This window comes from Streptomyces sp. NPDC047886, from assembly GCF_043204435.1.
GTDB lineage: Bacteria > Actinomycetota > Actinomycetes > Streptomycetales > Streptomycetaceae > Streptomyces.
Genome location: NZ_JBIDCF010000002.1, coordinates 621,147 through 644,359, shown reverse-complemented (window position 1 = coordinate 644,359; position 23,213 = coordinate 621,147). Strand labels below are relative to the sequence as shown.

Annotated in this window: 26 protein-coding genes; 16 read left to right on the top strand and 10 right to left on the bottom strand. The window is 72.8% G+C overall.

The window, feature by feature from the left end; genetic code table 11:
* The first annotated feature begins 125 nt into the window (after positions 1 to 125).
* From ACGF5U_RS08605 to ACGF5U_RS08595, 3 genes are all read left to right on the top strand, one after another.
* Positions 126 to 437 (top strand): hypothetical protein, encoded by a 312-nt coding sequence (locus ACGF5U_RS08605; protein WP_392712465.1) that lies wholly within the window; start codon positions 126 to 128, stop codon positions 435 to 437.
* A 102-nt stretch (positions 438 to 539) separates the two neighbouring features.
* Positions 540 to 833 (top strand): hypothetical protein, encoded by a 294-nt coding sequence (locus ACGF5U_RS08600; RefSeq protein WP_392712466.1) that lies wholly within the window; start codon positions 540 to 542, stop codon positions 831 to 833.
* Between the two features lie 104 nt (positions 834 to 937).
* Positions 938 to 1,291 (top strand): hypothetical protein, encoded by a 354-nt coding sequence (locus ACGF5U_RS08595; RefSeq protein ID WP_392712467.1) that lies wholly within the window; start codon positions 938 to 940, stop codon positions 1,289 to 1,291.
* 61 nt (positions 1,292 to 1,352) lie between these two features.
* Here ACGF5U_RS08595 and ACGF5U_RS08590 read toward each other — a convergent pair whose 3' ends face one another.
* On the bottom strand, positions 1,353 to 2,171 hold the full coding sequence (locus ACGF5U_RS08590; protein ID WP_392712469.1) for a tetratricopeptide repeat protein: 819 nt from the start codon (positions 2,169 to 2,171) through the stop codon (positions 1,353 to 1,355).
* A 5-nt stretch (positions 2,172 to 2,176) separates the two neighbouring features.
* A complete protein-coding gene (locus tag ACGF5U_RS08585; protein WP_392712470.1) occupies positions 2,177 to 3,337 on the bottom strand; it encodes a GNAT family N-acetyltransferase in 1,161 nt (386 codons plus the stop codon).
* A gap of 112 nt (positions 3,338 to 3,449) precedes the next feature.
* Here ACGF5U_RS08585 and fdxA point away from each other — a divergent pair, with 112 nt between their 5' ends.
* Together fdxA and ACGF5U_RS08575 are read left to right on the top strand one after the other, a co-directional pair.
* Entirely contained in the window at positions 3,450 to 3,770 is a 321-nt protein-coding gene (gene fdxA / locus ACGF5U_RS08580) for a ferredoxin (protein ID WP_031078476.1), read from the top strand.
* A gap of 110 nt (positions 3,771 to 3,880) precedes the next feature.
* Positions 3,881 to 4,981, top strand: coding sequence for a bifunctional succinyldiaminopimelate transaminase/glutamate-prephenate aminotransferase (locus ACGF5U_RS08575; protein ID WP_392712473.1), 1,101 nt, complete (start codon positions 3,881 to 3,883; stop codon positions 4,979 to 4,981).
* Positions 4,982 to 5,092: 111 nt separating this feature from the next.
* Here ACGF5U_RS08575 and ACGF5U_RS08570 read toward each other — a convergent pair whose 3' ends face one another.
* Both ACGF5U_RS08570 and ACGF5U_RS08565 read right to left on the bottom strand, forming a co-directional pair.
* Positions 5,093 to 5,581 carry an ATP-binding protein gene (locus ACGF5U_RS08570; protein ID WP_392712475.1) on the bottom strand — a complete coding sequence of 163 codons (489 nt, stop codon included), beginning with the start codon at positions 5,579 to 5,581 and terminating at the stop codon, positions 5,093 to 5,095.
* 716 nt (positions 5,582 to 6,297) lie between these two features.
* A complete protein-coding gene (locus ACGF5U_RS08565; RefSeq protein WP_392712661.1) occupies positions 6,298 to 7,290 on the bottom strand; it encodes a hypothetical protein in 993 nt (330 codons plus the stop codon).
* Between the two features lie 30 nt (positions 7,291 to 7,320).
* On the opposite strand from ACGF5U_RS08565, the gene dapE reads away from it, so the two are divergent.
* Together dapE and ACGF5U_RS08555 are read left to right on the top strand one after the other, a co-directional pair.
* Positions 7,321 to 8,412 carry a succinyl-diaminopimelate desuccinylase gene (gene dapE / locus ACGF5U_RS08560; RefSeq protein ID WP_392712477.1) on the top strand — a complete coding sequence of 364 codons (1,092 nt, stop codon included), beginning with the start codon at positions 7,321 to 7,323 and terminating at the stop codon, positions 8,410 to 8,412.
* Between the two features lie 78 nt (positions 8,413 to 8,490).
* On the top strand, positions 8,491 to 9,252 hold the full coding sequence (locus tag ACGF5U_RS08555; RefSeq protein WP_392712479.1) for a TIGR00730 family Rossman fold protein: 762 nt from the start codon (positions 8,491 to 8,493) through the stop codon (positions 9,250 to 9,252).
* A gap of 154 nt (positions 9,253 to 9,406) precedes the next feature.
* On the opposite strand, the gene folP is transcribed toward ACGF5U_RS08555, so the two are convergent.
* On the bottom strand, positions 9,407 to 10,267 hold the full coding sequence (folP, locus tag ACGF5U_RS08550) for a dihydropteroate synthase (RefSeq protein ID WP_392712481.1): 861 nt from the start codon (positions 10,265 to 10,267) through the stop codon (positions 9,407 to 9,409).
* A gap of 53 nt (positions 10,268 to 10,320) precedes the next feature.
* On the opposite strand from folP, the gene ACGF5U_RS08545 reads away from it, so the two are divergent.
* Positions 10,321 to 10,800 (top strand): cell division protein DivIVA, encoded by a 480-nt coding sequence (locus ACGF5U_RS08545; RefSeq protein WP_392712482.1) that lies wholly within the window; start codon positions 10,321 to 10,323, stop codon positions 10,798 to 10,800.
* The gene (locus tag ACGF5U_RS08540; RefSeq protein ID WP_392712484.1) at positions 10,797 to 11,456 is read left to right on the top strand and encodes a DNA-3-methyladenine glycosylase I; all 660 of its coding nucleotides are present in this window, start codon (positions 10,797 to 10,799) and stop codon (positions 11,454 to 11,456) included. The genes ACGF5U_RS08545 and ACGF5U_RS08540 overlap by 4 nt, the downstream gene beginning before the upstream one ends.
* A gap of 58 nt (positions 11,457 to 11,514) precedes the next feature.
* On the opposite strand, the gene ACGF5U_RS08535 is transcribed toward ACGF5U_RS08540, so the two are convergent.
* Positions 11,515 to 12,315, bottom strand: coding sequence for an enoyl-CoA hydratase/isomerase family protein (locus ACGF5U_RS08535; protein WP_392712486.1), 801 nt, complete (start codon positions 12,313 to 12,315; stop codon positions 11,515 to 11,517).
* A 314-nt stretch (positions 12,316 to 12,629) separates the two neighbouring features.
* Here ACGF5U_RS08535 and ACGF5U_RS08530 point away from each other — a divergent pair, with 314 nt between their 5' ends.
* Positions 12,630 to 12,797 carry a DUF3117 domain-containing protein gene (locus tag ACGF5U_RS08530; RefSeq protein WP_003966491.1) on the top strand — a complete coding sequence of 56 codons (168 nt, stop codon included), beginning with the start codon at positions 12,630 to 12,632 and terminating at the stop codon, positions 12,795 to 12,797.
* 141 nt (positions 12,798 to 12,938) lie between these two features.
* On the opposite strand, the gene ACGF5U_RS08525 is transcribed toward ACGF5U_RS08530, so the two are convergent.
* Positions 12,939 to 13,643: an O-methyltransferase gene (locus tag ACGF5U_RS08525; protein WP_392712663.1), complete on the bottom strand. Its 705-nt coding sequence runs from the start codon at positions 13,641 to 13,643 to the stop codon at positions 12,939 to 12,941.
* A gap of 106 nt (positions 13,644 to 13,749) precedes the next feature.
* Here ACGF5U_RS08525 and sigE point away from each other — a divergent pair, with 106 nt between their 5' ends.
* The 5 genes from sigE (at position 13,750) to ACGF5U_RS08500 (ending at position 19,028) form a co-directional block, all read left to right on the top strand.
* Positions 13,750 to 14,544, top strand: coding sequence for an RNA polymerase sigma factor SigE (gene sigE, locus ACGF5U_RS08520; RefSeq protein WP_392712488.1), 795 nt, complete (start codon positions 13,750 to 13,752; stop codon positions 14,542 to 14,544).
* On the top strand, positions 14,541 to 15,623 hold the full coding sequence (locus ACGF5U_RS08515; protein ID WP_392712490.1) for an anti-sigma factor family protein: 1,083 nt from the start codon (positions 14,541 to 14,543) through the stop codon (positions 15,621 to 15,623). The genes sigE and ACGF5U_RS08515 overlap by 4 nt, the downstream gene beginning before the upstream one ends.
* A 133-nt stretch (positions 15,624 to 15,756) precedes the next feature.
* Complete coding sequence (locus ACGF5U_RS08510; RefSeq protein WP_392712491.1) at positions 15,757 to 17,511, top strand: trypsin-like peptidase domain-containing protein; 1,755 nt, start codon at positions 15,757 to 15,759, stop codon at positions 17,509 to 17,511.
* A 178-nt stretch (positions 17,512 to 17,689) separates the two neighbouring features.
* Complete coding sequence (locus ACGF5U_RS08505; protein WP_392712492.1) at positions 17,690 to 18,154, top strand: sec-independent translocase; 465 nt, start codon at positions 17,690 to 17,692, stop codon at positions 18,152 to 18,154.
* 208 nt (positions 18,155 to 18,362) lie between these two features.
* Positions 18,363 to 19,028, top strand: a complete 666-nt coding sequence (locus ACGF5U_RS08500; protein ID WP_392712493.1) for a hypothetical protein — start codon at positions 18,363 to 18,365, stop codon at positions 19,026 to 19,028.
* 161 nt (positions 19,029 to 19,189) lie between these two features.
* Here the strand turns inward: ACGF5U_RS08500 and ACGF5U_RS08495 are convergent, their stop codons facing one another.
* Genes ACGF5U_RS08495 through ACGF5U_RS08485 form a run of 3 tightly spaced genes read right to left on the bottom strand, consistent with a single transcriptional unit; the run spans position 19,190 to position 22,245 of the window.
* Complete coding sequence (locus ACGF5U_RS08495) at positions 19,190 to 20,323, bottom strand: Mrp/NBP35 family ATP-binding protein (RefSeq protein ID WP_392712495.1); 1,134 nt, start codon at positions 20,321 to 20,323, stop codon at positions 19,190 to 19,192.
* Positions 20,324 to 20,366: 43 nt separating this feature from the next.
* Positions 20,367 to 20,975 carry a DUF1003 domain-containing protein gene (locus ACGF5U_RS08490; protein WP_392712497.1) on the bottom strand — a complete coding sequence of 203 codons (609 nt, stop codon included), beginning with the start codon at positions 20,973 to 20,975 and terminating at the stop codon, positions 20,367 to 20,369.
* On the bottom strand, positions 20,965 to 22,245 hold the full coding sequence (locus ACGF5U_RS08485) for a magnesium transporter MgtE N-terminal domain-containing protein (protein WP_392712499.1): 1,281 nt from the start codon (positions 22,243 to 22,245) through the stop codon (positions 20,965 to 20,967). The genes ACGF5U_RS08490 and ACGF5U_RS08485 overlap by 11 nt, the downstream gene beginning before the upstream one ends.
* A 174-nt stretch (positions 22,246 to 22,419) precedes the next feature.
* On the opposite strand from ACGF5U_RS08485, the gene ACGF5U_RS08480 reads away from it, so the two are divergent.
* Positions 22,420 to 23,184 carry a hypothetical protein gene (locus ACGF5U_RS08480; RefSeq protein ID WP_392712501.1) on the top strand — a complete coding sequence of 255 codons (765 nt, stop codon included), beginning with the start codon at positions 22,420 to 22,422 and terminating at the stop codon, positions 23,182 to 23,184.
* The last annotated feature ends 29 nt before the right edge of the window (positions 23,185 to 23,213 follow it).

Below are 23,213 nucleotides of genomic sequence, written 5' to 3'. Positions count from 1 at the left end.
ATCGACAAGGTGAGGAAGTACCTTGACCGCGAGTGAGCGGGACCTCGCCGAGTAGCACCTAGCAGGGCTCGGGGGCGCGACGACGTCGCGCCCCCGAGCGCGTATCGCAGGAGGAAGAGAACGCGATGACAGCCGACCCCCGCCCCGGTACCGAGTTGTTCGTGCTGTGGCACGCCCGCCACCTGGTGCGGGAAGAGGACGGGCGCACGATCCATCGAGACGCGGACGGTGCGATGCACCTGGACGAGGAGGAGTGGAGGATTCTCGGCGTCTACACGGCGAAGGAGGCCGCGCAGGCCCAGCGCGACAAGGCGAGCACGCTCCCGGGATTCCGCGACGAGCCCGAATGCTTCGACATTTCGCCGCTGGTCCTCGATGAGGACCTGTGGACCGACGGCTATTTCACGGAGTATCCCGACGGGTCCACTCAGGACTGATCGGCCGCTCTCCCTTCCCGACGCGTAGACGAAGGCCCGAAAATGAACCGAACGCTTCATCTCCTGGTGCACAGGCATCACGCCCCCGAAGAGCCTGACGACATGGCTCCGGACTTCATGGAAGACGGGGAACCCCTGTTCTGGGACGACAGTGAGGACAGCTTCAAGATCCTCGGCCTGTACTCCAGCAGGCGGCTGGCCGAGGAACGGATCGAACGGGCACGGACCCTGCCCGGGTTCAGGCGATCACCCGAGGGCTTCACCGTGCACACGTACACAGTCGACACGGCGCACTGGACCGACGGCTTCCGTACGGACGAGGTCACCGACGAGGTCACCGACGAGGACACCGGCGAACCGGCCGCCCCCGATCGCTCCGGCGAACCCCCCGCCTGAGCAGCGCCCGACGGACGGATCCGTCCGTCCCGCGGCGCGCCCCCTTCGCCTCATCCGACGCATTACCGCATCACTCGACACAGAGACCAAAGGTGGTCCGATACATGGAGTCGACCCCCCACTCCACCCCGGCGCTCGGCGCGGGTTGGACGGTGACCCTGGTGATCGACGCGGTCGCCACGCTGCTGACGGCCCTTGTCCTGGGAGGCGTGGGCCTGCTGCTTCCGGCCTTCGCCGAGGACTACGACATGTCCACAACCAGGCACCTCTCCGAAGCCGCGGCCTTCTTCGGCGGCTCAGCCCTGCTCGTCGTCTCGCTGGTCGTCACGACTCTGCTGGTCCGGGGCAGGCCTGGGAGACGCCGGATCGGCCTGGTGACCGCCACCGCGCGCCTCGGCTGCCTGGTGGCGGGAGCAGCCGCCCTCGTCATCTACGGAGCCGTCACCTACGGCTTCTGACGACCCGTTCTCGATCGAGGAGCGCCTCACCCGTGGGCATCCGCCCGACGGCTGACCGGCGTCAGTTGAGCAGCGCCCGCGCCGCGCGGGCGGCGGCTCGGATCGTGGAGGCGGTGGCCGCGTCCACCGCCTCCACGATCTCGGCGTACGCCTCCATCTCCGCCGCGCCCGCGAGAAACTGGCCCCGCTCCACGAGCAGTTGGGCCCGCTCGTAGCGCAGCCTGGCCGCGTGCGACGGCAGCAGCAGCGACAGCTCCACCGCCCACAGCGCCACCTCGGAGCGTTCCGGGCGGCCCGCCGCCCAGGCGCGGATGTTGTTCAGGATCCGCAGCACGATCTCCAGCGGATCGGCGGGCCGCAGCATCGACGGGGTCAGCCGCTCGCCGGTCGCGCCCACCACCAGCAGCTCGGCGTCCGCGCCGGTCAGCAGCCGCCCCGAACCGAACGGGTCCGCCAGCACCTGGTCGTCCGGGTCGCCGAAGCCGACGACGAAGTGACCCGGCAGCGCCACCCCGTACACATGCGCGCCCGCCCGCCTGGCGACCTCGATCCACACCACCGACAGCAGGATCGGCAGGCCCCGCCGGCGCCGCAGCACCTCGTGCAGCAGCGACGACTCCAGGCGCCGGTAGTCCCCGGGCGTGCCGTGGAAGCCGCACCGCGTGCCGAGCAGCCCGCCGAGCGCGACCGCCCACGCGTGCGGGTCCTTCGCGCCGTACGGCAGCAGCCCGGCCAGCCGGTCGAGCTCGATCTCGGCGGCGTCCATGCCCGGCTGCCCGAGCGCCGGGTCCGCCTCGGCGCCGATCAGCAGGCACAGGGTCGTCAGGTCGGGCCGCTCCTCGCGGGCCTCCTCGGCGAACCGTTCACGCCATTCGCGCATAGGTCTCACGTACCCGTTCGGGAGCGCCCGGAGGCATCGGCGGAGCCGGAGGGGCCGTCGGCGGCCTCCGGGGCCCGGAAGTGGTGGTAGTGGTGATGGACCCCGAAGCCCATCCCGTCGTACAGCGCCCGCGCCCCGTCGTTGTCCGACTCCACCTGGAGCCACGCCGCCGACGCGCCCTCCTCCAGCGCTCGCGCCGCCAGCGCCGCCATCACCGCCGTGGCCAGGCCCTGCCTGCGGTACGCCGGGTCCACCTCGACCGCCATGAAGCCGGCCCACCGGCCGTCCACCACGCACCGCCCGATCGCCGCGGGCACCTCGCCCTCGCCGGCCACGGAGGCGAACCACACCGACGGCCCGGCGGACAGCACGGCCCGCACATGCGGGCCCGGCACGCCGACCCGCTGGTAGCGCCGCAGCCACGCCTCGTCGAGCGTCCGGGACAGGACCACACCGGGTGCCCCCGGCATCCCGGGTGTCCCGGGCGTCCCGGGTGTCCCGGGCACCCCCGGCGTCCTGGCCGTCCCGGGTGTCTCCGGCGTCCCGGCCGTCCCGGGTGCCCCCGGTGCCTCGGGAACGTCCGCGACCGCCGCCAGCGCCCCGATCCGTACCTCCACCGTCACCTGGCGCCGCCAGCCGCGTTCCTCCAGCGCCGCGCACAGCGGCTCCTGCGTGCCCTCCGCACCGGTCGCCACCTGCACGTACGGCGGCAGGCCCCGCTCCCCGTACCAGTCCCGCACCCGCGCCAGCGCCGCGTCCAGGGGCATCCCGGGATCACCGAGCGGCAGCACCGAGTTGGCCCGCCGGGTGAACCCCCGCGCCGCGCGCAGCGTCCACTCTCCGAGTGGTTCGCTCTCCACCGGCTGCCACGCCCGCGCCAGCACCGGCGCGAGCTCGGCGAAGGCCGCCGCGGGACCGCGCCGACGGGCCGGCGCGGCGGGCACGACCTTGCCCGCCACCAGCGACGATTCCGGGATACGGACGGTTTCGCCGGTCCTTCGTGTGATCACGAGCACACCTCGGTCCCACGATGTGAGAACCCCGACCGTGTCGGTGAACTTCTCCGAGCCGGGACCTTCGTCCCCCGTGCGGCGGACAGAGACACGTTTTCCCACGTCAGAGGGGGTGATTCGGACCTCGAGTCGTCCGCCCGCAGTGAACTCCACAGCTCTCTTCGCCCCTCCTGTTCGGATCGTCCCCCGGAACGGAGATACTAGGTGCGGGCATCGACGACGCCGCGCTCCCGCGCAGACAGCCCTACCGAGGAGGAACGACAGCGTGACCTACGTCATCGCGCAGCCTTGTGTCGACGTCAAGGACAAGGCGTGCATCGAGGAGTGCCCCGTCGACTGCATCTACGAGGGCCAGCGGTCCTTGTACATCCACCCGGACGAATGCGTCGACTGCGGGGCCTGTGAGCCGGTCTGCCCGGTCGAGGCGATCTTCTACGAGGACGACACTCCGGAGGAGTGGAAGGACTACTACAAGGCGAACGTCGAGTTCTTCGACGACCTCGGCTCGCCCGGTGGTGCCTCCAAGCTCGGCCTGATCGAGCGCGACCACCCCTTCATCGCCGCCCTGCCGCCGCAGAACGGCTGATCGCTCATCCACACCCTCGGTCCCGTACGGTCTCACCGCTGTACGGGACCGACGCGTTTCCCGCCTGCCCGAAGCGTCCGGGCGAGAGTCCGTACGAGAAAGTGAGCACCGTGTCCGCGTCCGCAGTCTCCTCGCGTCTGCCCGTCTTCCCCTGGGACAAGCTGGAGCCGTACAAGAAGACGGCCGGGGCTCACCCCGACGGCATCGTCGACCTGTCGGTCGGTACGCCGGTGGACCCGGTGCCCGAGCTGATCCGGGAGGCCCTCGTCGGCGCGGCCGACTCGCCGGGCTACCCCACCGTGTGGGGCACCGCCGCACTGCGGGACGCGCTGACCGGCTGGTGCGAGCGGCGGCTCGGCGCACGGGACGTGGCGCACACCAACGTGCTGCCCGTGGTCGGCTCCAAGGAACTGGTCGCCTGGCTGCCGACCCAGCTCGGCCTGGGACCCGGCGACAAGGTGGCCTACCCGCGCCTCGCCTACCCGACATACGAGGTCGGCGCCCGCCTCGCAGGTGCCACCCCCGTCGTCTACGACGACCCGTGCGAGCTGGACCCGGCCGGCCTCAAGCTGCTGTGGCTCAACTCGCCGTCCAACCCGACCGGCAGGGTCCTCGCCAAGGACGAGCTGATCCGTGTCGTCGCCTGGGCGCGCGAGCACGGCGTGCTGCTCTTCAGCGACGAGTGCTACCTGGAGCTCGGCTGGGAGGCCGACCCCGTCTCGGTGCTCCATCCCGACGTCTGCGGCGGTACGTACGAGGGAATCGTCGCCGTCCACTCGCTGTCCAAGCGCTCCAACCTCGCCGGCTACCGGGCGGCGTTCCTCGCGGGCGACGCGGCCGTCCTCGGCGAACTGCTCCAGATCCGCAAGCACGGCGGCATGATGACGCCCGCGCCCGTGCAGGCGGCGACCGTCGCCGCGCTCGGCGACGACCGCCACGTGGCGGAGCAGCGGGCCCGGTACGCGGCGCGGCGCACGGCTCTGCGTACGGCCCTGGTGGCGCACGGCTTCCGCATCGAGCACAGCGAGGCCAGCCTCTACCTGTGGGCCACCCGCGACGAACCGTGCTGGGACACCGTCGCGTACCTGGCGGAGCTCGGCATCCTGGTGGCGCCCGGCGACTTCTACGGCCAGGCGGGCGAGCGCTTCGTACGGGTGGCCTTCACGGCGACGGACGAGCGGGTCGCGGCGGCGGTCAAGCGGCTCGGCTGACCACGGCGGCCTGACCCGCGCTCGCCCTGGCCCACGGGCGCGCGGATACGCGGAGGGGCCCGGGGAGTCGCACTCCCCGGGCCCCTCCGCGCTGCGGGACCGACCGTCGGGTCAGCCGAGCGGGGCGCCCGCCGGCAGGCCGCCGATCAGGCCGCCGCCGGGGAGGCCGCCACCGAGGCCGCCACCCAGGGTGTCGGCGCCCGGCAGACCGCCCTTGGCGGAGTCGCCCGCGACCTCGGTCGTGGTGCCGGTGGCGTCGCCGACGACGTCGCCGCCGCTCTTCGCGACGTCTCCGGCGGCCTTCTGGGCGAGCGGGGTGGCCTTCTTCGTGGTCTTGCTGGCGGCCTTGCCCACGGTGGGAACGGTCTTCTTGACCGCCTTGCTGCCCGCGTCACCCGCCAGGCCGGTGGCCTTCTGCGCGGCGCCGTCCACCGTGTCGGTGAGCGAGGACGGGTCGACGGCGCTGAGGCCACCGGCGAGGTCGGTGTTCTGGGGCAGGTCCACGGCGCTCGCGGAGCCGGCCGCACCGACCACGGAGGCCGCTCCCGCTGCGGTGAGCAGCGCGGCACTGGCGATCCGGCGGGTCAGGGGGAGGGACATGGTGCTCCTTCGACGGGGAAGAGGACGTTCGACTGGTGATGCCTGTGTGATGCCTGTCCGACGATCGGACGCTGTGACAACCGCTCGGAGGGCGGGGGAGGTTGCGGTGGCCGAAGGTAAAGAGTTGGCAATGCGGCGCATGATCCGGCGCGCCCAAATCCGGGCAAACAATGGGCTTTCCGAAGTTCAGCAGAACCGTCACTGCCCCGGATTCCCAAGGGAAATGACATACCGTCCGAGGCGTGGCGACGACGTGCCACCAAGAGGGGTGGCCAGGGAGTGAAGTGCCCCCGCCGGGTGAATTCCCGTACGGCTGACCGAGAGTTGTGCGAGTGGGTCGTGATTACTCTGTGATCAGAGGCGACTACGATGCGGTGATGGTGTGCGCGAACACCGGACCGCTGCCGGGCCGCTGCCCGGCCGCTGTCGTACGCCGAAACGCGCCGCGCGTGTGGTGCGTGGCGGCGCGCACCACCCGGCGCGCGCCGCCACGTCATGAACGCGCGCCGATCGCCGCCATCACGCGATCACGGCGCAGATCGCACCGATCGCGTCCATCGCGCCGATCGCACCGATCACTTCGAGGGGCGGATCACCTCAAGACGCGGGCCACGCGGGCCACCCGGGTCACGCGGGCCACGCGGGCCACCCGGGCCATGCGGACCACCCGGGCCACGCGGGCCCTGCGGACCACGCGGGCCGTTTCCCGGCGCGGATCACTTCGCGACGCGGATCCGGACCTCGTCCAGGCGTGACGCGTCCTCGGGGGCGGTCCGCCAGCCCTCGTCCGCCTCGCGTGCGCTCCACACCCGCCCCGCGTAACGGACCTCCGCGAGCCCCAGCGCGTCCGCCTGCGCGACCGCCCACTGGGCGAGCTCCCAGCCGCGCCGGGAGCCGTCGGCCCGGGGGTCCGAGCCCGCGGCGCCCTCGGGCCCGGCCGAACCGGCCGCCTCCGTCGCCGGGACCGGTACGGAGATCACGTCACCGCCGTCGTCCGCGCCGGACTTGTCGGCGTCCGGCTTCCCGGCGCCGGCCTTCCCCGCCTTGGGCGAGGCCGCCGGTGCCATGCCCTTGCCGAACGACCGCACCAGCTCCGCCCGGACCTTCGCCGGGTCGCCGGGGCCCGAGTCGCGCGACGGCGTGCACGTCAGCGACGCGGGCGTCCGCCCGGTGAGCGCGGCGGCGAGCAGCGTGGCGTCCGGTTCGTGCTTCGCGTACGCCTGCGGGTAGCCGCTGCGCTGTACCCGCTGCGCGGCGACGGTCAGCGGGAGGCGCGAGTAGCCCGGGACCTCGGCCAGGCGCTCGTAGAACGCCCCTGCCGAGAAGACCGGGTCGAGGATCTGCGCCTCGGTGCCCCAGCCCTGCGAGGGGCGTTGCTGGAACAGGCCGAGCGAGTCCCGGTCGCCGTAGGTGATGTTGCGCAGGGCCGACTCCTGGAGGGCGGTCGCCAGCGCGATGGTCACCGCGCGCTCCGGCATGCCGCGCGTGGTGCCGACGGCGGAGATCGTCGCGGCGTTGGCGGCCTGCTCGGGCGTGAAGCGGTAGACGCTGTTGCCGGTGCCGGCCGTGCAGTGCGGGGCGCCCCCGCCGCCCGATTCGTACTGTACGGCCACATATCCTGCGATTCCCAGGAGAACGGCGAACGCCGCCGCGACGCGGACGCGGCGGCCACGGCGGGGAGAGGTGGCGGGCTCGGACACGGGGCCCACCGTACTGGAGGCCGGGATAGGGTCGGGCACATGCCCGACGCCAAGCCCTTCACCGCACTGGACCTGACGCAGGACGGCCCGTCGCTGACCGCCGCGCTGGTCGATTTCCCGTCCGTCAGCGGCACCGAGAAGCCGCTCGCCGACGCCATCGAGGAGGCGCTGCTGACCCTGCCGCACCTCACCGTCGACCGGTACGGCAACAACGTCGTCGCCCGCACCCACCTCGGCAGGGCCGAGCGGGTCGTGCTGGCCGGGCACATCGACACGGTGCCGATCGCCGACAACGTCCCCTCGCGGCTGGACGAGAACGGCGTGCTGTGGGGTTGCGGCACCTCCGACATGAAGTCCGGCGTCGCCGTCCAGCTGCGGATCGCGGCGACCGTGCCGGAGCCCAACCGCGACCTCACCTTCGTGTTCTACGACAACGAGGAAGTCGCCGCACACCTCAACGGTCTCGGGCATGTGGCCGCCGCACACCCCGACTGGCTGGTGGGCGACTTCGCGGTGCTGCTGGAGCCGTCGGACGGCCAGGTCGAGGGCGGCTGCCAGGGCACGCTCCGCGTCCATCTGCGGATGAAGGGCGAACGCGCCCACTCGGCGCGCAGTTGGATGGGCGCCAACGCCATCCACGCCGCCGCGCCCATCCTGGCCAGGCTCGCCGCGTACGAGCCGCGCCGCCCCGTCATCGACGGGCTGGAGTACCGCGAGGGCCTCAACGCCGTCGGTATCGAGGGCGGGGTGGCCACCAACGTCATCCCCGACGACTGCACCGTGGTCGTGAACTACCGGTACGCGCCCGACCGCTCCATGGAGGAGGCCGAGGCCCACGTACGCGAGGTCTTCGCCGACTGCGACATCGCCGAGTTCGTGGTGGACGACCACACGGGCGGTGCGCTGCCCGGGCTCTCGCACCCCGCCGCCGCGGCGTTCATGGCCGCCGTCGGCGGCACCGCCCAGCCCAAGTTCGGCTGGACCGACGTGTCCCGGTTCAGCGCCCTCGGCGTGCCCGCGGTCAACTACGGGCCCGGTGACGCGCTCTTCGCGCACAAGAGGGACGAGCACGTGGCCATCGACAAGATCACGCACTGCGAACGGCGACTGTACGACTGGCTCACTGCCTGACCTCCGTAATTTCGCCTTTCGTCACGTCCGTCGCCCTACGCTGATCCAGGAAACGATGTTCAGCGGAGGGAGCAGGTCATGGGTAACCCCGAGGCCGAGGCCGAAGGACTGCGAGCACTGGCGGAGCAGCGGCTCGGGCCGGTTCTGCGCCGCAGGGAGCAGGTGCAGCCCGGCACCACCGACCAGCGGCTGCTGGACACGGCGGGAGACTCCGAGTGGGTCCACACCGACCCGTGGCGCGTCATGCGCATTCAGTCGGAGTTCGTCGAGGGGTTCGGCGCGCTGGCCGAACTGCCGAGCGCGATCAGCGTCTTCGGCTCGGCCCGCACTCCCGAGGGCACGCCCGAGTACGAGGCGGGCGTCGCGCTCGGCAAGGCGCTCGTGGAGGCCGGTTTCGCGGTGATCACGGGCGGCGGACCGGGGGCGATGGAGGCGGCGAACCGGGGAGCGCGGGAGGCGAAGGGCATCTCGGTCGGCCTCGGTATCGAGCTGCCCTTCGAGCAGGGCCTGAACCCGCACGTCGACATCGGCGTGAACTTCCGCTACTTCTTCGTCCGCAAGACGATGTTCGTGAAGTACGCGCAGGGCTTCGTCGTCCTGCCGGGCGGCCTCGGCACCCTGGACGAGCTGTTCGAGGCGCTCACGCTGGTCCAGACCCGGAAGGTGACCCGCTTCCCGATCGTGCTGTTCGGCACGGAGTACTGGGGCGGCCTGGTCGACTGGCTGCGCGGCACCGTGATCGCCCAGGGCAAGGCCGCCGAGCGCGACCTGATGCTCTTCCACGTCACGGACGACGTGACGGAGGCGGTGGCCCTGGTGAGCAAGGAGGCCGGCCGCTAGCGCCCGTGCTCGTCCCGCTGTGGGCAGTCGTTCCGCCGGGGCGGAACGGGTGGGCACAGCGGACCCACGGCGTGCAGCCGTCACGCCCGCGTCCACCCCCACGTCGGGGCGCGGGCGGGCGGGCGCGGGCGGGCGCGAACCGGCGGCGGGCCGCCTACGCCAGGCCGCGGCGGGCGACGGCGGGCTCCCGGTGGCCCGCGATGGTCGCCACCATGTCCAGCACCTGCCGCGTCTCCGCGACCTCGTGCACCCGGTACACCCGCGCCCCCAGCCACGCCGACACCGCCGTCGTCGCCAGCGTGCCGAGCACCCGCTCCTTCACCGGCCGGTCCAGCGTCTCGCCGACGAAGTCCTTGTTGGACAGCGAGACCAGCACCGGCCAGCCCGTCTCCACCATCTCCCCGAGGCGCCGGGTCGCCTCCAGCGAGTGGCGGGTGTTCTTGCCGAAGTCATGGCCCGGGTCGATCAGGACCGACTCCCGGGGCACGCCCAGTTCCACCGCCCGCTCGGCCAGCCCCACGGTCACCCGCAGGATGTCCGCCATCACGTCGTCGTACGTCACCCGGTGCGGCCGCGTGCGCGGCTCCGCGCCGCCCGCGTGCGTGCACACCAGCCCCGCCCCGTGCCGTGCGGCGACCTCCGCCAGCTTCGGGTCGACACCGCCCCACGCGTCGTTCAGCAGGTCGGCGCCGGCCTCGCAGACGGCCTCGCCGACCTCGTGCCGCCAGGTGTCGACGCTGATCACCACGTCCGGGTGGCGTCGCCGCACCTCGGCCACGAAACCGACCGTGCGCCGCGCCTCCTCCTCGGCCGTCACCTCCTCACCGGGACCGGCCTTCACCCCGCCGATGTCGATGATGGCGGCGCCGTCCGCGACCGCCTGCTCGACGCGGGCGAGCGCCGGCTCGTCGCGGAACGTGGCCCCCTGGTCGTAGAAGGAGTCCGGGGTCCGGTTCACGATGGCCATGATCACCGGCTCGTGCGCGTCGAATTCGCGTCGTCCCAGGCGCAGCATCCCGTATGTCCTCCTCGCGTTCGGTCGCCTGCGACCCTAACCGTCACAGGGGCATGGCACGATCGGCACCGGACGTTATCCGCTCCTGGGAGAGGCACGCTGTGTTCTGGTTTTTGCTGATCGCGATGGTCGTGGTCGTCGCGGCGGTCACGGTGGCCGTGGTCGGCGGCGGTGAGACCGAGGTGCTTCCCGAGGCGGCGCCCCAGCACCTGGTGGACCCGCTGCCGCTGACCCGGCCGGTGGGCCGGGCGGACGTCGAGGCGCTGCGGCTGCCGGTGTCGCCCCGCGGGTACCGCATGGACGACGTGGACGACGTGCTGAGCCGACTGGGCGCGGAGCTCGCCGAGCGCGACGCGCGGATCGCCGAACTGGAGGCGGCGCTGGCCGGGGCGCAGGCCACGGCGGTCGGCGGCGGCGACCTGTTCGAGCAGCCAGGACAGCACCGTGCCCAGCGGCCGGAGGAGCGCGACCGTCCCCAGCGGCCGGAGGAGCGCGACGAGGACGCGCCGTACGGCGAGGAGGGCGACCGATGACCGGTGGCGCCGTGCCGGGCCCCGACGGCAGGCCGCGCTGCCCCTGGGGCGTGTCCACGGAGGACTACGTCGCGTACCACGACGACGAGTGGGGCCGCGCCGTCCACGGTGACGACGCCCTGTTCGAACGGCTCTGCCTGGAGGCGTTCCAGTCCGGCCTGTCCTGGATCACGATCCTGCGCCGCAGGGAGGGCTTCCGCCGCGCCTTCGCCGACTTCAGGATCGCGGCGGTCGCGGAGTTCACCGAGGCCGACAAGGAGCGCCTCATCGCCGACGCGGCCATCATCCGCAACCGCGCCAAGATCGAGGCGAGCCTCGCCAACGCGCGCGTGCTCGCCGACTGGGCCCCCGGCGAGCTGGACTCCCTGATCTGGTCGTACGCGCCCGACCCCGCGACCCGCCCCGCTCCCCGGAGCATCGCCGACGTCCCGGCGGTCACGGAGGAGTCGACCGCCCTGTCGAAGGAGCTCAAGAGGCGGGGCCTGCGCTTCATCGGCCCGACCACGGCATACGCGCTGATGCAGGCGTGCGGCCTGGTGGACGACCACCTGGCCGACTGCGTCGCCCGCACCCGCCCGGGTCTCCGGCCGCCCGGCGGCCTTCCGGTGGAATCCCCGGGGGGCGGGGTCGAGCGGCTGGCGGGGCGGCCTGTCTAGCGGCCAGGTCGAGCGGCGTGTCTAGCGGCCAGGACCAGCGGCGCTCTCGCCGCCGGGTCTACCGGCCGAGGTAGCGGGGCTTCTCCTTGGCCAGGAACGCCTGGACGGCGATCGAGTGGTCCTCGGACGCGCCGGCCTTCGTCTGGAGCTCGTCCTCCTTCTCCAGGGCCTCGGTGAGCGTGTGCCCCGCCCCGTACGCCAGGGACTCCTTCAGCGCCGCGTACGCCACCGTCGGGCCCTCCGCCAGGGCGCGGGCCGCGGCGGTGGCCTCGGCGGCGAGCTCCGCCGCCGGCACCAGCCGGTTGACCAGGCCCAGCTCGTACGCCTCCCGCGCGGGCATGGAGCGGGGGAACAGCAGCAGGTCGGCCGCGCGGCTCTGGCCGATCAGCCGGGGCAGCGTCCAGGAGATGCCCGAGTCGGCGGTCAGCGCGACCCCGGCGAACGACGTGTTGAACGAGGCGGTGTCCGCGACGACCCGGTAGTCGGCCGCCAGCGCGAAGCCGAAGCCCGCACCTGCCGCGACCCCGTTCACGCCCGCCACCACGGGCTTCGGCATCCCGGTGATGGCCCGGACGATCGGGTTGTAGTGCTCGCGCACGGTGGACATCGTCTGCCCGGTCCCGGCCTCGCGGTCCGCCGCCAGCAGCGAGACGTGCTCCTTGAGGTCCTGGCCCACGCAGAACGCCCGCCCGGTCGCGGTCAGCAGCACCGCCCGTACGGCGGGGTCGGAACCGGCCGCCTCCAGGGCGTCGCGCAGGGCGACCTTCGCGGCCACGTTCATGGCGTTCATGGCCTCGGGCCGGTTGATCGTGACGGTCGCGAGTCCGTCGCTCACCTCGTACAGCACGGTGTCGGCCATGACAGGGTCCCCTTTGCGGCTCCGGCGGTGGTGTTCCCGCCCAGCATGGCGGAGATCATCGGGCCCCGGCATGTGACCTGCGTCAACAAATGACCCTGCGTGCCACGGCTCGCGGCGGCGAAGTATCGCAGGTCGATCGCCGAATTGGGGGGTTTTGCGCAAGCGGGTTGCGCAACCGATGGCATCCGATGTTGGTCATCGGGTGTCACCATGCGGGATAATGACCTGGAAGCAATGTGTTCGATGCCGGTGACACGTGCCCTTTCCCGGGCCGTCGGCTGGACGATGAGCTGGTTTCAGGAAGGGGAACGAGCATGGCGGCCATGAAGCCGCGGACGGGCGACGGCCCGCTCGAGGTGACCAAGGAGGGGCGGGGCATCGTCATGCGCGTTCCGCTCGAAGGCGGCGGTCGACTTGTCGTCGAGCTGACCCCTGACGAGGCCGATGCCCTGGGCGATGCCCTGAAGAAGGTCGTCGGCTGACACAGCGCAGCCCCTGAGTTCTTTCGGAGAGCCCCGGCACGTACCCCCACACGGGTCCGCGCCGGGGCTTTCGTCATGCGCCCGGGGCTCCCCGGGCCGGATCCGCGGACGCCCGCCCGGCGGCACGGCCGCGCGAGGGGTTCAGCCGCGCCGCACCGCGCACAGCAGCCCGTCGCCGATCGGCAGCAGCGAGGGCAGCAGCTCCTCGCTCTCCCGTACCGTCCGCAGCAGCTCGCGCAGGGTGAGCACCTCGGCCGGCTGGGCCGCCGAGTCGACCGTGCGGCCGTCCGCGAAGACGCCCTCGAAGCAGACGAGCCCGCCCGGACGCAGCAGGCGCAACGATTCAGCGAGGTAGTCCAGGCACTCCGTGCGGTCCCCGTCGCAGAACACGAGGTCGTAGCCGCCGTCCGCGAGCCGGGGGAGTACGTCGAGGGCCCGGCCCGGGATGAACCGCGCCCGGTTCCCGGCGAAGCCGGCGGCCCGGAACGCCTGCCGCGCGAACTGCTGCCGCTCCGGCTCGGTGTCCACGGTGGTCAGGACGCCGTCCGGGCGCATGCCGTGCAGCAGGTAGATGCCGGAGACGCCGGTACCCGTACCGATCTCGGCCACCGCCTTGGCGTCCGCCGTGGCAGCCAGCAGGCGCAGCGCGGCGCCCGTGCCTGGCGAAACCGAGGGCAGCCCTGCCTCGCGGGCCCTGTCACGGGCCCAGCGGAGTGCTTCGTCCTCGGCGACAAAGGCGTCGGCGAACGCCCAGCTCGTCTGCCGGTTGGCGGTGATGACCCTCTCCTGTTCCCGTAGTTGGCGGCAACGGTGACTGTAGCCGTTCGGCGGCGGGAACCCGCAGATGGGACCGGGCGTTGACGAGGGCAGGGGGGATTACATGGATCAAGACCAGAAGCCGGTCCCAAATTCACGTAAAGATTCTTATCCGGAGCTAACGGGCGAGGTGGCTATGGTAGGGGCTCCACTGGACACCACCAGAGCCGACAGGGGAGGTGCGGCTGCGCCTGTGGATCGGGGAGGAGTGCTGCGGCGCTTTCTCAGGTCGGCGGGTGAGCCGAAATCCGTGACCGACATCGCTGACACCCGTGCCGCCGACACCGCACCCACCACCGCGACCTTCGCATCGGATGCGGAATCGCAGGCCTGGGCTCCGCCCTCGTGGGAGGAGATCGTCAGCACACACAGTGGCCGGGTCTACCGTCTCGCCTACCGTCTGACCGGTAACCAGCACGACGCCGAGGACCTGACCCAGGAGGTCTTCGTCCGGGTCTTCCGCTCCCTGTCGACGTACACGCCCGGTACGTTCGAGGGCTGGCTGCACCGGATCACCACGAACCTCTTCCTCGACATGGTGCGCCGCAAGCAGCGCATCCGGTTCGACGCGCTCGGCGACGACGCCGCGGAGCGGCTGCCCAGCCGTGAGCCGTCCCCGCAGCAGGTCTTCCACGACACCCACTTCGACGCGGACGTCCAGCAGGCGCTGGACACCCTCGCGCCCGAGTTCCGCGCCGCCGTCGTGCTCTGCGACATCGAGGGCCTGTCGTACGAGGAGATCGCCGCGACCCTCGGCGTCAAGCTCGGCACCGTGCGCAGCCGTATCCACCGCGGGCGGTCCCATCTGCGCAAGGCGCTCAAGCACCGTTCCCCCGAGGCACGGGCCGGACAGCGCCCGGTCGAAGAGCGGAGCGCGGCCGCCGATCAGCGCACGTTCGTCGCCGTGGGCGGGGAGGGCGGACCCGCGTGAGTGGCACCAGTCCGACCCCCGCGGAACAGCATCTGGGGGACCGGCTCGCCGCCCTGGTGGACGGTGAGCTCGGCCACGATGCCCGGGAGCGGGTCCTCGCCCATCTCGCCACCTGCGCCAAGTGCAAGGCCGAAGCCGACGCCCAGCGCCGGGTGAAGAGCGTGTTCGCCCAGTCCGCCCCGCCGCCCCCCTCCGAGGGGCTGCTCGCACGCCTCCAGGGGTTGCCCGGGGGTCCTTCGAGGGACGGCGACGGCGACGGCCTCTTCGGATCGGGTTCCGGCTTCGGATCCGGGTCCGGCCTGGGATCCGGGTCCGGCCTGGGCGCCGGACGGTTCACCGACGGCGTCTTCGGAGTGAGGACGGACGGCTTCGGCTACGTGCCCGCCGACGGCCCGCACGGCACGCGCGGCGGCGGTCCGCTGTTCCCCGGCGGCCCGGGGTCCGGCTTCCGGATCCACGAGCCCGCACCGCACGGCACGCCGCCCCGAGGCCCCGCCCGCCGGGACGCCGGACCCTACGGCGACCACCGCCACGAGGTGGGCCGCCCCGACGGGGACCGCTCGCCGTGGCGCGGCCGCAGATTCGCGTTCGCCGCGGCGAGCGCCGTGTCGTTCGCCGCCATCGCCCTCGGAGGCGCCCTGCCGACGACGGCCACGATGGACACCAGGGGAGAGGGCTCCGGCAACAACGTCACACCGGTGCGGGCGCCCGGCCAGGCGTCCGCCGGTACCGGCGACACCAACCGCCGGCGCGGCGGCACCGCCACCGGGGCGCAGACCGCCGGGGCGGCCACCGGTTCTCCCGAGCGGCCCGCGGCCACCCTGCCCGGTGTGCCCGTCCAGGCCCGGCAGCCCGCGCCGCCGATGCTCTCGGCCACGCCCCTGACGGGGGTGAACGGCCTGGGGCTGTTCACCAGGGGCGGACTCCACGGCACCGGCGTCCCGGCGCACAGCCCGCTGATACGCCCCGTGGGCCTCGGCCAGGCCATCCACCTCGCCGACGCCGGAGGACCCGCCACGGGGCCGGTGGCCGCCACACCGAGCCGGCCGCCGCGGCGACCCGCGCCCCCGACTCCGTAGCGACCGGCGCGGGCGCGCCGCGCACAACCGGACGCCGGCCGGCGACCCCCCTGCGCTCCGGCCGGCGGACCTGGTTGAATCCATCCGCATACGCGCCTTGAGGCGGCGCCGACCGGTAAGCAGCGGGGAGAGCATGGACGACGGTAAGCCCACCGGGTCGAAGCCGAAGTGGTGGAGCCGGCCCGCACGGCCGGACGCGGTCAGCGACGACACCACGGCCGTCATGTCCGTGCAGGAAACGGGCGCCGAGGGCCCCGTGCGGCCGCAGCCGCTGCACGAGCCGGACGAGTACGGCACCCCGCCGTACGGTGAGCCCGGCCCGTGGGCGCCCGCCCCGCCCGTACAGCGTCCGGTGGCCGCTCAGCCGGCTCCCGGGGCCCCGGCCGCCCAGGAGCCCGGCGCGCCCGCGCCGTCGCCGCAGCCGCCCGCGTACGGCACTCCGCACGTCCCGCAGACCGTCCCGCCCGCCCACCAGGCCACCCCGCAGCACCAGGCGGCCCCGGCGGCCACCTCGCAGCAGGCGGCGCACTCGGAGCAGCGGCCGCCGCACCCGCATCCGCGGCCTGAGCACCACCAGCCCCACCCGCACCCGCAGCAGCCCGAGCCGTACCCGGCGCACCCGCAGGCCCAGCCGCAGGCGCACCCGGAGCCACGGCAGCCCGCGGCCTCGCCGTGGCTCACCTACGACCCCTGGGCCGGCCCCGGCGCGCGGCAGCCGCTCACCCACCCCGGGCACCCCGGCGGTGGGTACGGCGATCCCCCGGGCGGTCCCCGCCGCAAGGAGCGGCGCGGTGCGGTGCTCGTCGGCGCCCTGGCGTTCGCGCTGGTCACCGGCGTACTCGGGGGTGGTGTCGGCGCCTACATCGAGCGGCACGGCGGTCTCACCACCGTGGAGCTGCCGCAGGCCGCCAAGGAGAACGGCGACCGCGCCCCGGACAGTGTCGCGGGGATCGCCGCGAGCGCCCTGCCCAGCGTCGTCACGCTCCATGTCAGCGGCGGCGGGGAACAGGGCACCGGCACCGGCTTCGTCCTCGACACCCAGGGCCACATCCTCACCAACCACCATGTGGTCGACGCGGCCGGGCGCTCGGGCGACATCACCGTCACGTTCAGCGGCGGCGAGACCGCCCGGGCGAAGCTCGTCGGCTCCGACAGCGGCTACGACCTCGCCGTCGTCCGGGTCACCGGCGTCTCCAACCTGACCCCGCTGCCGCTCGGCAACTCGGACAACGTCCGTGTCGGCGACCCGGTCGTGGCCATCGGCGCCCCGTTCGACCTCCAGAACACGGTCACGGCGGGCATCATCAGCGCCAAGGAGCGCCCCATCACGGCGGGCGGCGAGAAGGGCGACGGCAGCGACATCAGCTATGTCGACGCCCTCCAGACGGACGCGCCGATAAACCCCGGCAATTCGGGCGGTCCGCTGGTCGACTCCAAGGCCCGGGTCATCGGCATCAACAGCGCCATCCGCGCCGCCGACAACGGCGCCGGGCTCGACGGCGGGCAGTCGGGTTCCATCGGGCTCGGCTTCGCCATCCCCATCAACCAGGGCAAGCGCGTCGCCGAGGAGCTCATCAACACCGGCCGGGCGACGCACCCGGTCATCGGCGTCAGCCTCGACATGAAGTTCAGCGGCGACGGCGCCCGGGTCGGCGACAAGGCGCAGGACGGCGGCCCGGCCGTCACACCGAACGGCCCGGCCGCCACCGCCGGGATCCGGCCCGGCGACGTCATCACCAGGGTCGACGGCCACCGGGTGCACAGCGGTGAGGAGCTGATCGTGAAGATCCGCGCCCACCGGCCCGGCGACCGGCTGCGGCTGACGGTGGAACGCGACGGCAAGGAGCAGCTCAAGACGCTGACGCTCGGTTCGTCGACCGACGGCTGAGCGCCGCGCCGGCGGCCGTGCGCCGCGCCGACGCCTGAGCGCCCGCCGACGGCGGGAAACGGCACCTTCCGGTCGTCCGCGCGTCACCGGCAGGTATCACCCCGACAGTTCGGACGGGTACCGTGGAACGGGCCCCGGACCCTGGGAACCGGACAGGACCCCGAGAAGGAGCAGCAAGGTGTTTAGTGACATAGGCGCACTGGAGCTGGTGGTGCTGGTGATCCTTGCCGTGCTCATCTTCGGCCCCGACAAGCTGCCGAAGGTCATTCAGGACGCGAGCCGCTTCATCCGCAGGGTCAGGGCGTTCTCGGAGAGCGCGAAGCAGGACATCCGCAGCGAACTGGGCCCGGAGTTCAAGGACTTCGAGTTCGAGGACCTGAACCCGAAGACCTTCATCCGCAAGCAGCTCGCGGAGAACGACGAGCTCAAGGAGCTGAAGGAGCTGCGGAGCAGCTTCGACCTCAAGAAGGAGATCAACGAGGTCGCGGACGCGGTCAACGGCCGCGAGCCGGACGCCTCGGCCGCTCCGGCCGCCGCCGTGCCCACGGCGGGCAGCGGTTCGTCCGGCACCCCGGACCTGCTGAAGAAGCAGGACAGGCCGGCCTCGGTCGAGCGTCCGCCGTTCGACGCCGACGCCACCTGATCGACCCCGCGCCGCCCGTGCGACGCGGGGTCGCGGTGCGCCCCGGCGGGCGCTTCGCCGAACACCGTCGCGGGCGGCTGAACATCCGCCCGATCACCTGTTGATCATTCGGCCCACACGCCTCCTGAGCACCGGACTTACAGAAGAGCCGGTGCCGGGTGGCTATTCTCTCCATCTGTCCGAACGGATCGAGGAGGCGGCCGGGCAGATGGAGACGACGAGTCGGGTGGGGGCGCAGAGCGCTCCCGGCCCCACAGCCACACCGGAAGGGGTGCCCGCGGCCCGGCGCACTGTCGACGGCTATCTGCGGGCGTCCTTCCCCTGGTACGGGCTGGACGAGGCGTTCACGGGTCCGCGCTGGCTGATGCAGGTCGGCACGGCGGCCGACGGCACCGTCCAGCACGGTTCGACCGGTCACGGCGACGAGCCGTCGATACGGCCCGACGGCGCGGGCGCGGACCGCATCCGCTTCACGGCCGTGGTCACGGTGGCCGCGAGTCCGGTGCGCCGCACGGGCGACGGTACGGGCGTGCTGGACGCCACCTCGGTGTCGTCGGCCGCCTGGCTGGCCGGCTCAGGCCTCCTGGCGTACACATGGCCGGCCCAGCTGGACCACACCCTGCGCAACGAGTGGCTGGACCAGCAGACGGAGACCGCGTTCGAACTCGCCGACGATCTGGACGGACCGGCCTGGTCGACGCTGTCGCTGCCGGTCGACGGGGTGCCCAGGCCGTTCCACTACCGCGAGTCCGAGTTCGGCTGGGTGCTGGCCGGCACGACCCCAGGCGGGGTGCACCTCGGCGCGTACGGGCGGGGGATGAGCGCGTACGGGCTGGGCTTCTCCGTGGTCACGGACCTGTCCGCGTACACGTAGACCGCCGTCCCGCTGTGGGCACACGTCCTGCGGACGGTGGGCACAGCGGGACCCCGCCCGCCGGGCACCGCCCCCGCTCGAACGGCGCCCGCGCGTCCCGAAAGGCCACGACCCGCAAGCCGGGTCCCGAAGACCAGGACCCGCAGGCCGGGACCGGCAGGCTAGAACTTGTTCCTGGGCGTGATCCCCAGGCTCATGCCGGAGAGCCCGCGCTGACGGCCGCCGAGCTTGCCCGCGATCGAGCGCAGCGCCGCACCCGCCGGGGACTCCGGGTCGGTCAGGACGACGGGCTTGCCCTCGTCGCCGCCCTCGCGCAGCCGTACGTCGATCGGGATGGAGCCGAGCACCGGAACCGTGGCGCCCGTCGTGCGCGTCAGGCCGTCGGCGACCCGCTGGCCGCCGCCCGTGCCGAACACGTCGACCATCTCGTCGCAGTGGGGGCACGGCAGCCCCGCCATGTTCTCGACGACACCGACGATCTTCTGGTGCGTCTGGACGGCGATCGAGCCGGCACGCTCGGCGACCTCGGCCGCCGCCTGCTGCGGCGTCGTGACGACGAGGATCTCCGCGTTCGGCACGAGCTGCGCGACCGAGATCGCGATGTCGCCGGTGCCCGGGGGCAGGTCCATCAGCAGCACGTCCAGGTCGCCCCAGTACACATCGGCGAGGAACTGCTGGAGCGCGCGGTGCAGCATCGGGCCGCGCCACACCACCGGCGTGTTGCCCGGCGTGAACATGCCGATGGAGATGACCTTCACGCCGTTCGCCGACGGCGGCATGATCATGTTCTCGACCTGGGTCGGATGTCCGTCGGCGCCCAGCATGCGCGGCACGCTGTGGCCGTAGATGTCGGCGTCCACGACACCGACCTTCAGCCCGTCGGCGGCCATCGCGGCGGCCAGGTTCACGGTCACCGACGACTTGCCGACGCCGCCCTTGCCGGACGCCACCGCGTACACCCGGGTCAGCGAGCCCGGCTTGGCGAAGGGCACCTCGCGCTCGGCGGTCGTGCCGCGCAGCGCGGCGGCCAGCTCCTTGCGCTGCTCGTCGCTCATCACGTCGAGCGTGACCTCGACACCGGTGACGCCGTCGACCCGGGCGACCGCCTCGCGGACGTTCTTGGTGATCGTCTCGCGCATGGGGCAGCCGGACACCGTCAGGTAGACGGTGACGGCCACCACGCCGTCCGCGCCGATCTCGACCGATTTCACCATGCCGAGTTCGGTGATCGGTCGGTTGATCTCGGGGTCGTTCACCGTCGCCAGTGCTTCGCGCACCGCGTCTTCCGTCGTCATACGCACGATGGTACGGCGCCGACCAGTGCCCCCGGAAAGCCCGTCAGCGGTCGCCTTCGTCACTCCGCGCCGACCCGGAGGGCGGGAATACCGCGCCCCGCTCCGCCAGCTCCCGGGCGAGGTCCTCCAGCTCGGAGCGGATCCAGTCGCGCGTGGCGACCTCGCCGAGGCCCATGCGCAGCGCGGCGATCTCCCGGGTCAGGTACTCGGTGTCGGCGATCGACCGCTCGTTCTGCGCCCGGTCCTGCTCCAGGTTGACCCGGTCCCGGTCGTCCTGCCGGTTCTGCGCGAGCAGGATCAGCGGGGCCGCGTAGGAGGCCTGCAGGGACAGCATCAGCGTCAGGAAGATGAACGGGAACGGGTCGAAGCGCAGCGCGTCCGGCGCGGTGGTGTTCCAGATCAGCCAGGTGATGATGAACACCGTCATCCAGACGATGAACCGGCCCGTGCCGAGGAACCGGGCGATCCGCTCGGACATCCGTCCGAACGCCTCCGGGTCGTACTCGGGCAGCAGCCTGGGCCGCCGCACCCGCGGCTGGTCCAGCGGCTGGTCGAGCCGGGTACGGGGAGCGACCCGCTCCCGCGCGGCGGCCCGCTCGCGCTGAGCCGCCCGCTCGCGCGCCCCCCACTCCGGCATGCGTTCAGGAGCCATGCGCGGCCCCCCGCTTCACGTCGGACTCGAAATCGGTCTCGCGCCAGTCCTCGGGCAGCAGGTGGTCCAGCACGTCGTCCACGGTGACCGCCCCCAGCAGCGAACCGCTCTCGTCCACGACCGGCGCCGCGACCAGGTTGTACGCGGCGAGATGGCTGGTCACCGCGCGCAGCGGGGTGTCCGGGGCGAGCGGCTCCAGATCGCTGTCGACCACCGCCGAGATCAGGGTGAACGGCGGGTCGCGCAGCAGCCGCTGGAAGTGCACCGTGCCCAGGAACTTGCCGGTCGGCGTCTCGTCGGGCGGCCGGCACACGTACACCTGGGCGGCGAGCGCCGGGGACAGGTCCTGCTGCCGTACGCGGGCCAGCGCGTCCGCGACCGTCGCGTCGGGGCGCAGCACGATCGGCTCGGTGGTCATCAGACCGCCGGCGGTCCGCTCCTCGTACGACATCAGCCGCCGTACGTCGGCGGCGTCGTCCGGCCGCATCAGCCGCAGCAGCCGCTCCTTCTCCTCGTCGGGCAGCTCGTTCAGCAGGTCGGCGGCGTCGTCCGGGTCCATCGCCTCCAGCACGTCGGCGGCCCGCTCCGCCTTCAGTTTGCCGAGGATCTCGATCTGGTCGTCCTCGGGCAGCTCCTCCAGCACATCGGCGAGCCGGTCGTCGTGGAGGGCGGCCGCGACCTCGGCACGGCGTTTCGGCGTCAGATGGTGCAGCGCGTTCGCCAGGTCGGCGGGGCGCATCCGCTCGAACGTCGCGACCAGGCTCTCCGCGCCCTGGCCCTCCTCCTCCAGCGAGAACCCGGTCACCGCCGACCACTCGACGGTCAGCGTCTCGCCCCTGCGGCGCAGGGCGCCGCCCCCGCCCCGGCGGACGAACACCTTGTCGATCTCCCAGTCACGGCGGGCCGGGAGCTGCTGGATGGCGACGTCCAGGACGGTGACCTCCTCGCCCCCGTCGACCAGCCGGACGCGCCGGTCGAGGAGCTCGCCGAGGACGAGCCGCTCGGTGGGGCGCTGCTCGAAGCGGCGTACGTTCAGCACCCCGGTCGTGATCACCTGGCCGGACTCGACACCGGTCACGCGGGTCATGGGCAGGAAGATCCGGCGGCGGCTGAGGACCTCGACGACCAGGCCGAGCAGCCGGGGCGGGCGGCGGCCGACGCGCAGCATGGCGACGAGATCGCGCACGCGTCCCACCTGGTCGCCGCTGGGGTCGAAGACGGGGACACCGGCGAGGTGCGACACGAAGATCCGGGGGGCGCCTGCCGCCATGCCGTGCGCCTCCTCCATATCCGGAAGGGACAGGTATTTCCGGTTCAGGCTAGCCCGTCCCGGTCCGGGCCGCCCAGGTGGGGCGTCCGTACGGCTCCCTGCGGACCTGCCTGGTCGGCACGGGTACGCTGCGGTCTGCCAACCCCCCACGGTGATACGAGAGGCAGTGCGCAGGTGACCGCTCTCCCCCCGGCCATGCGTGCCCGCCGGGCCGCCCTTCCCGTCGCGTTCTGCGTGGGACTGACCGCGATCCTGGCCGGCTGCGCCGAGGATCCGGACGAGGGGACGAACGGGGTGGGCAAGCTGTCCGCCACGGAGATCGAGGGCCGGGCCCGTACGGCGGCGGGCGCCGCGAAGGCCGTACGCCTGGCGGGCACCCTGGTCAGCAAGGGCGGCACGTACAAGCTGAACATGCGCCTCAAGGACACGGGCGCGGCCGGCTCGGTCACCACGAAGAACACCACCTTCGAGCTGCTGCGCATCGACGACGCGCTGTACCTCAAGGCGGACGCGGCCTTCTGGCGGCACGCCGAGGACTCCCGCGAGAACGGGCCGCGAGCCGACAGCGAGGCCGCCGACAAGCTGGACGACAAGTACGTCAAGGTGCCGCAGGACGACCCCTCGTACAAGCAGCTGCGCGGCTTCACCCAGATGAAAGTCCTGCTCGGCGGGCTGCTCGAACTGCACGGCGAGGTCGTCAAGGGCGACCGCGACAAGATCGGCGGCATGCGTACGATCAAGGTCGCCGGTGGCCAGCAGGGCGAGGGCGGCACGCTCGACGTGTCCCTGGAGGGCACCCCGTACCCGCTCCAGTTCGCACGGGGCGGGGGCGGCGGGGTGGTGCTCCTGTCCGACTGGGACAAGGACTTCCCGCTGGAGGCCCCCGCGGCGGGCGAGACCGTCGACTACGGCCGCCAGCTGCCCCGTACGAGCGACTGAGCCCGACCCGTCACCTCCCCGTCACGCGT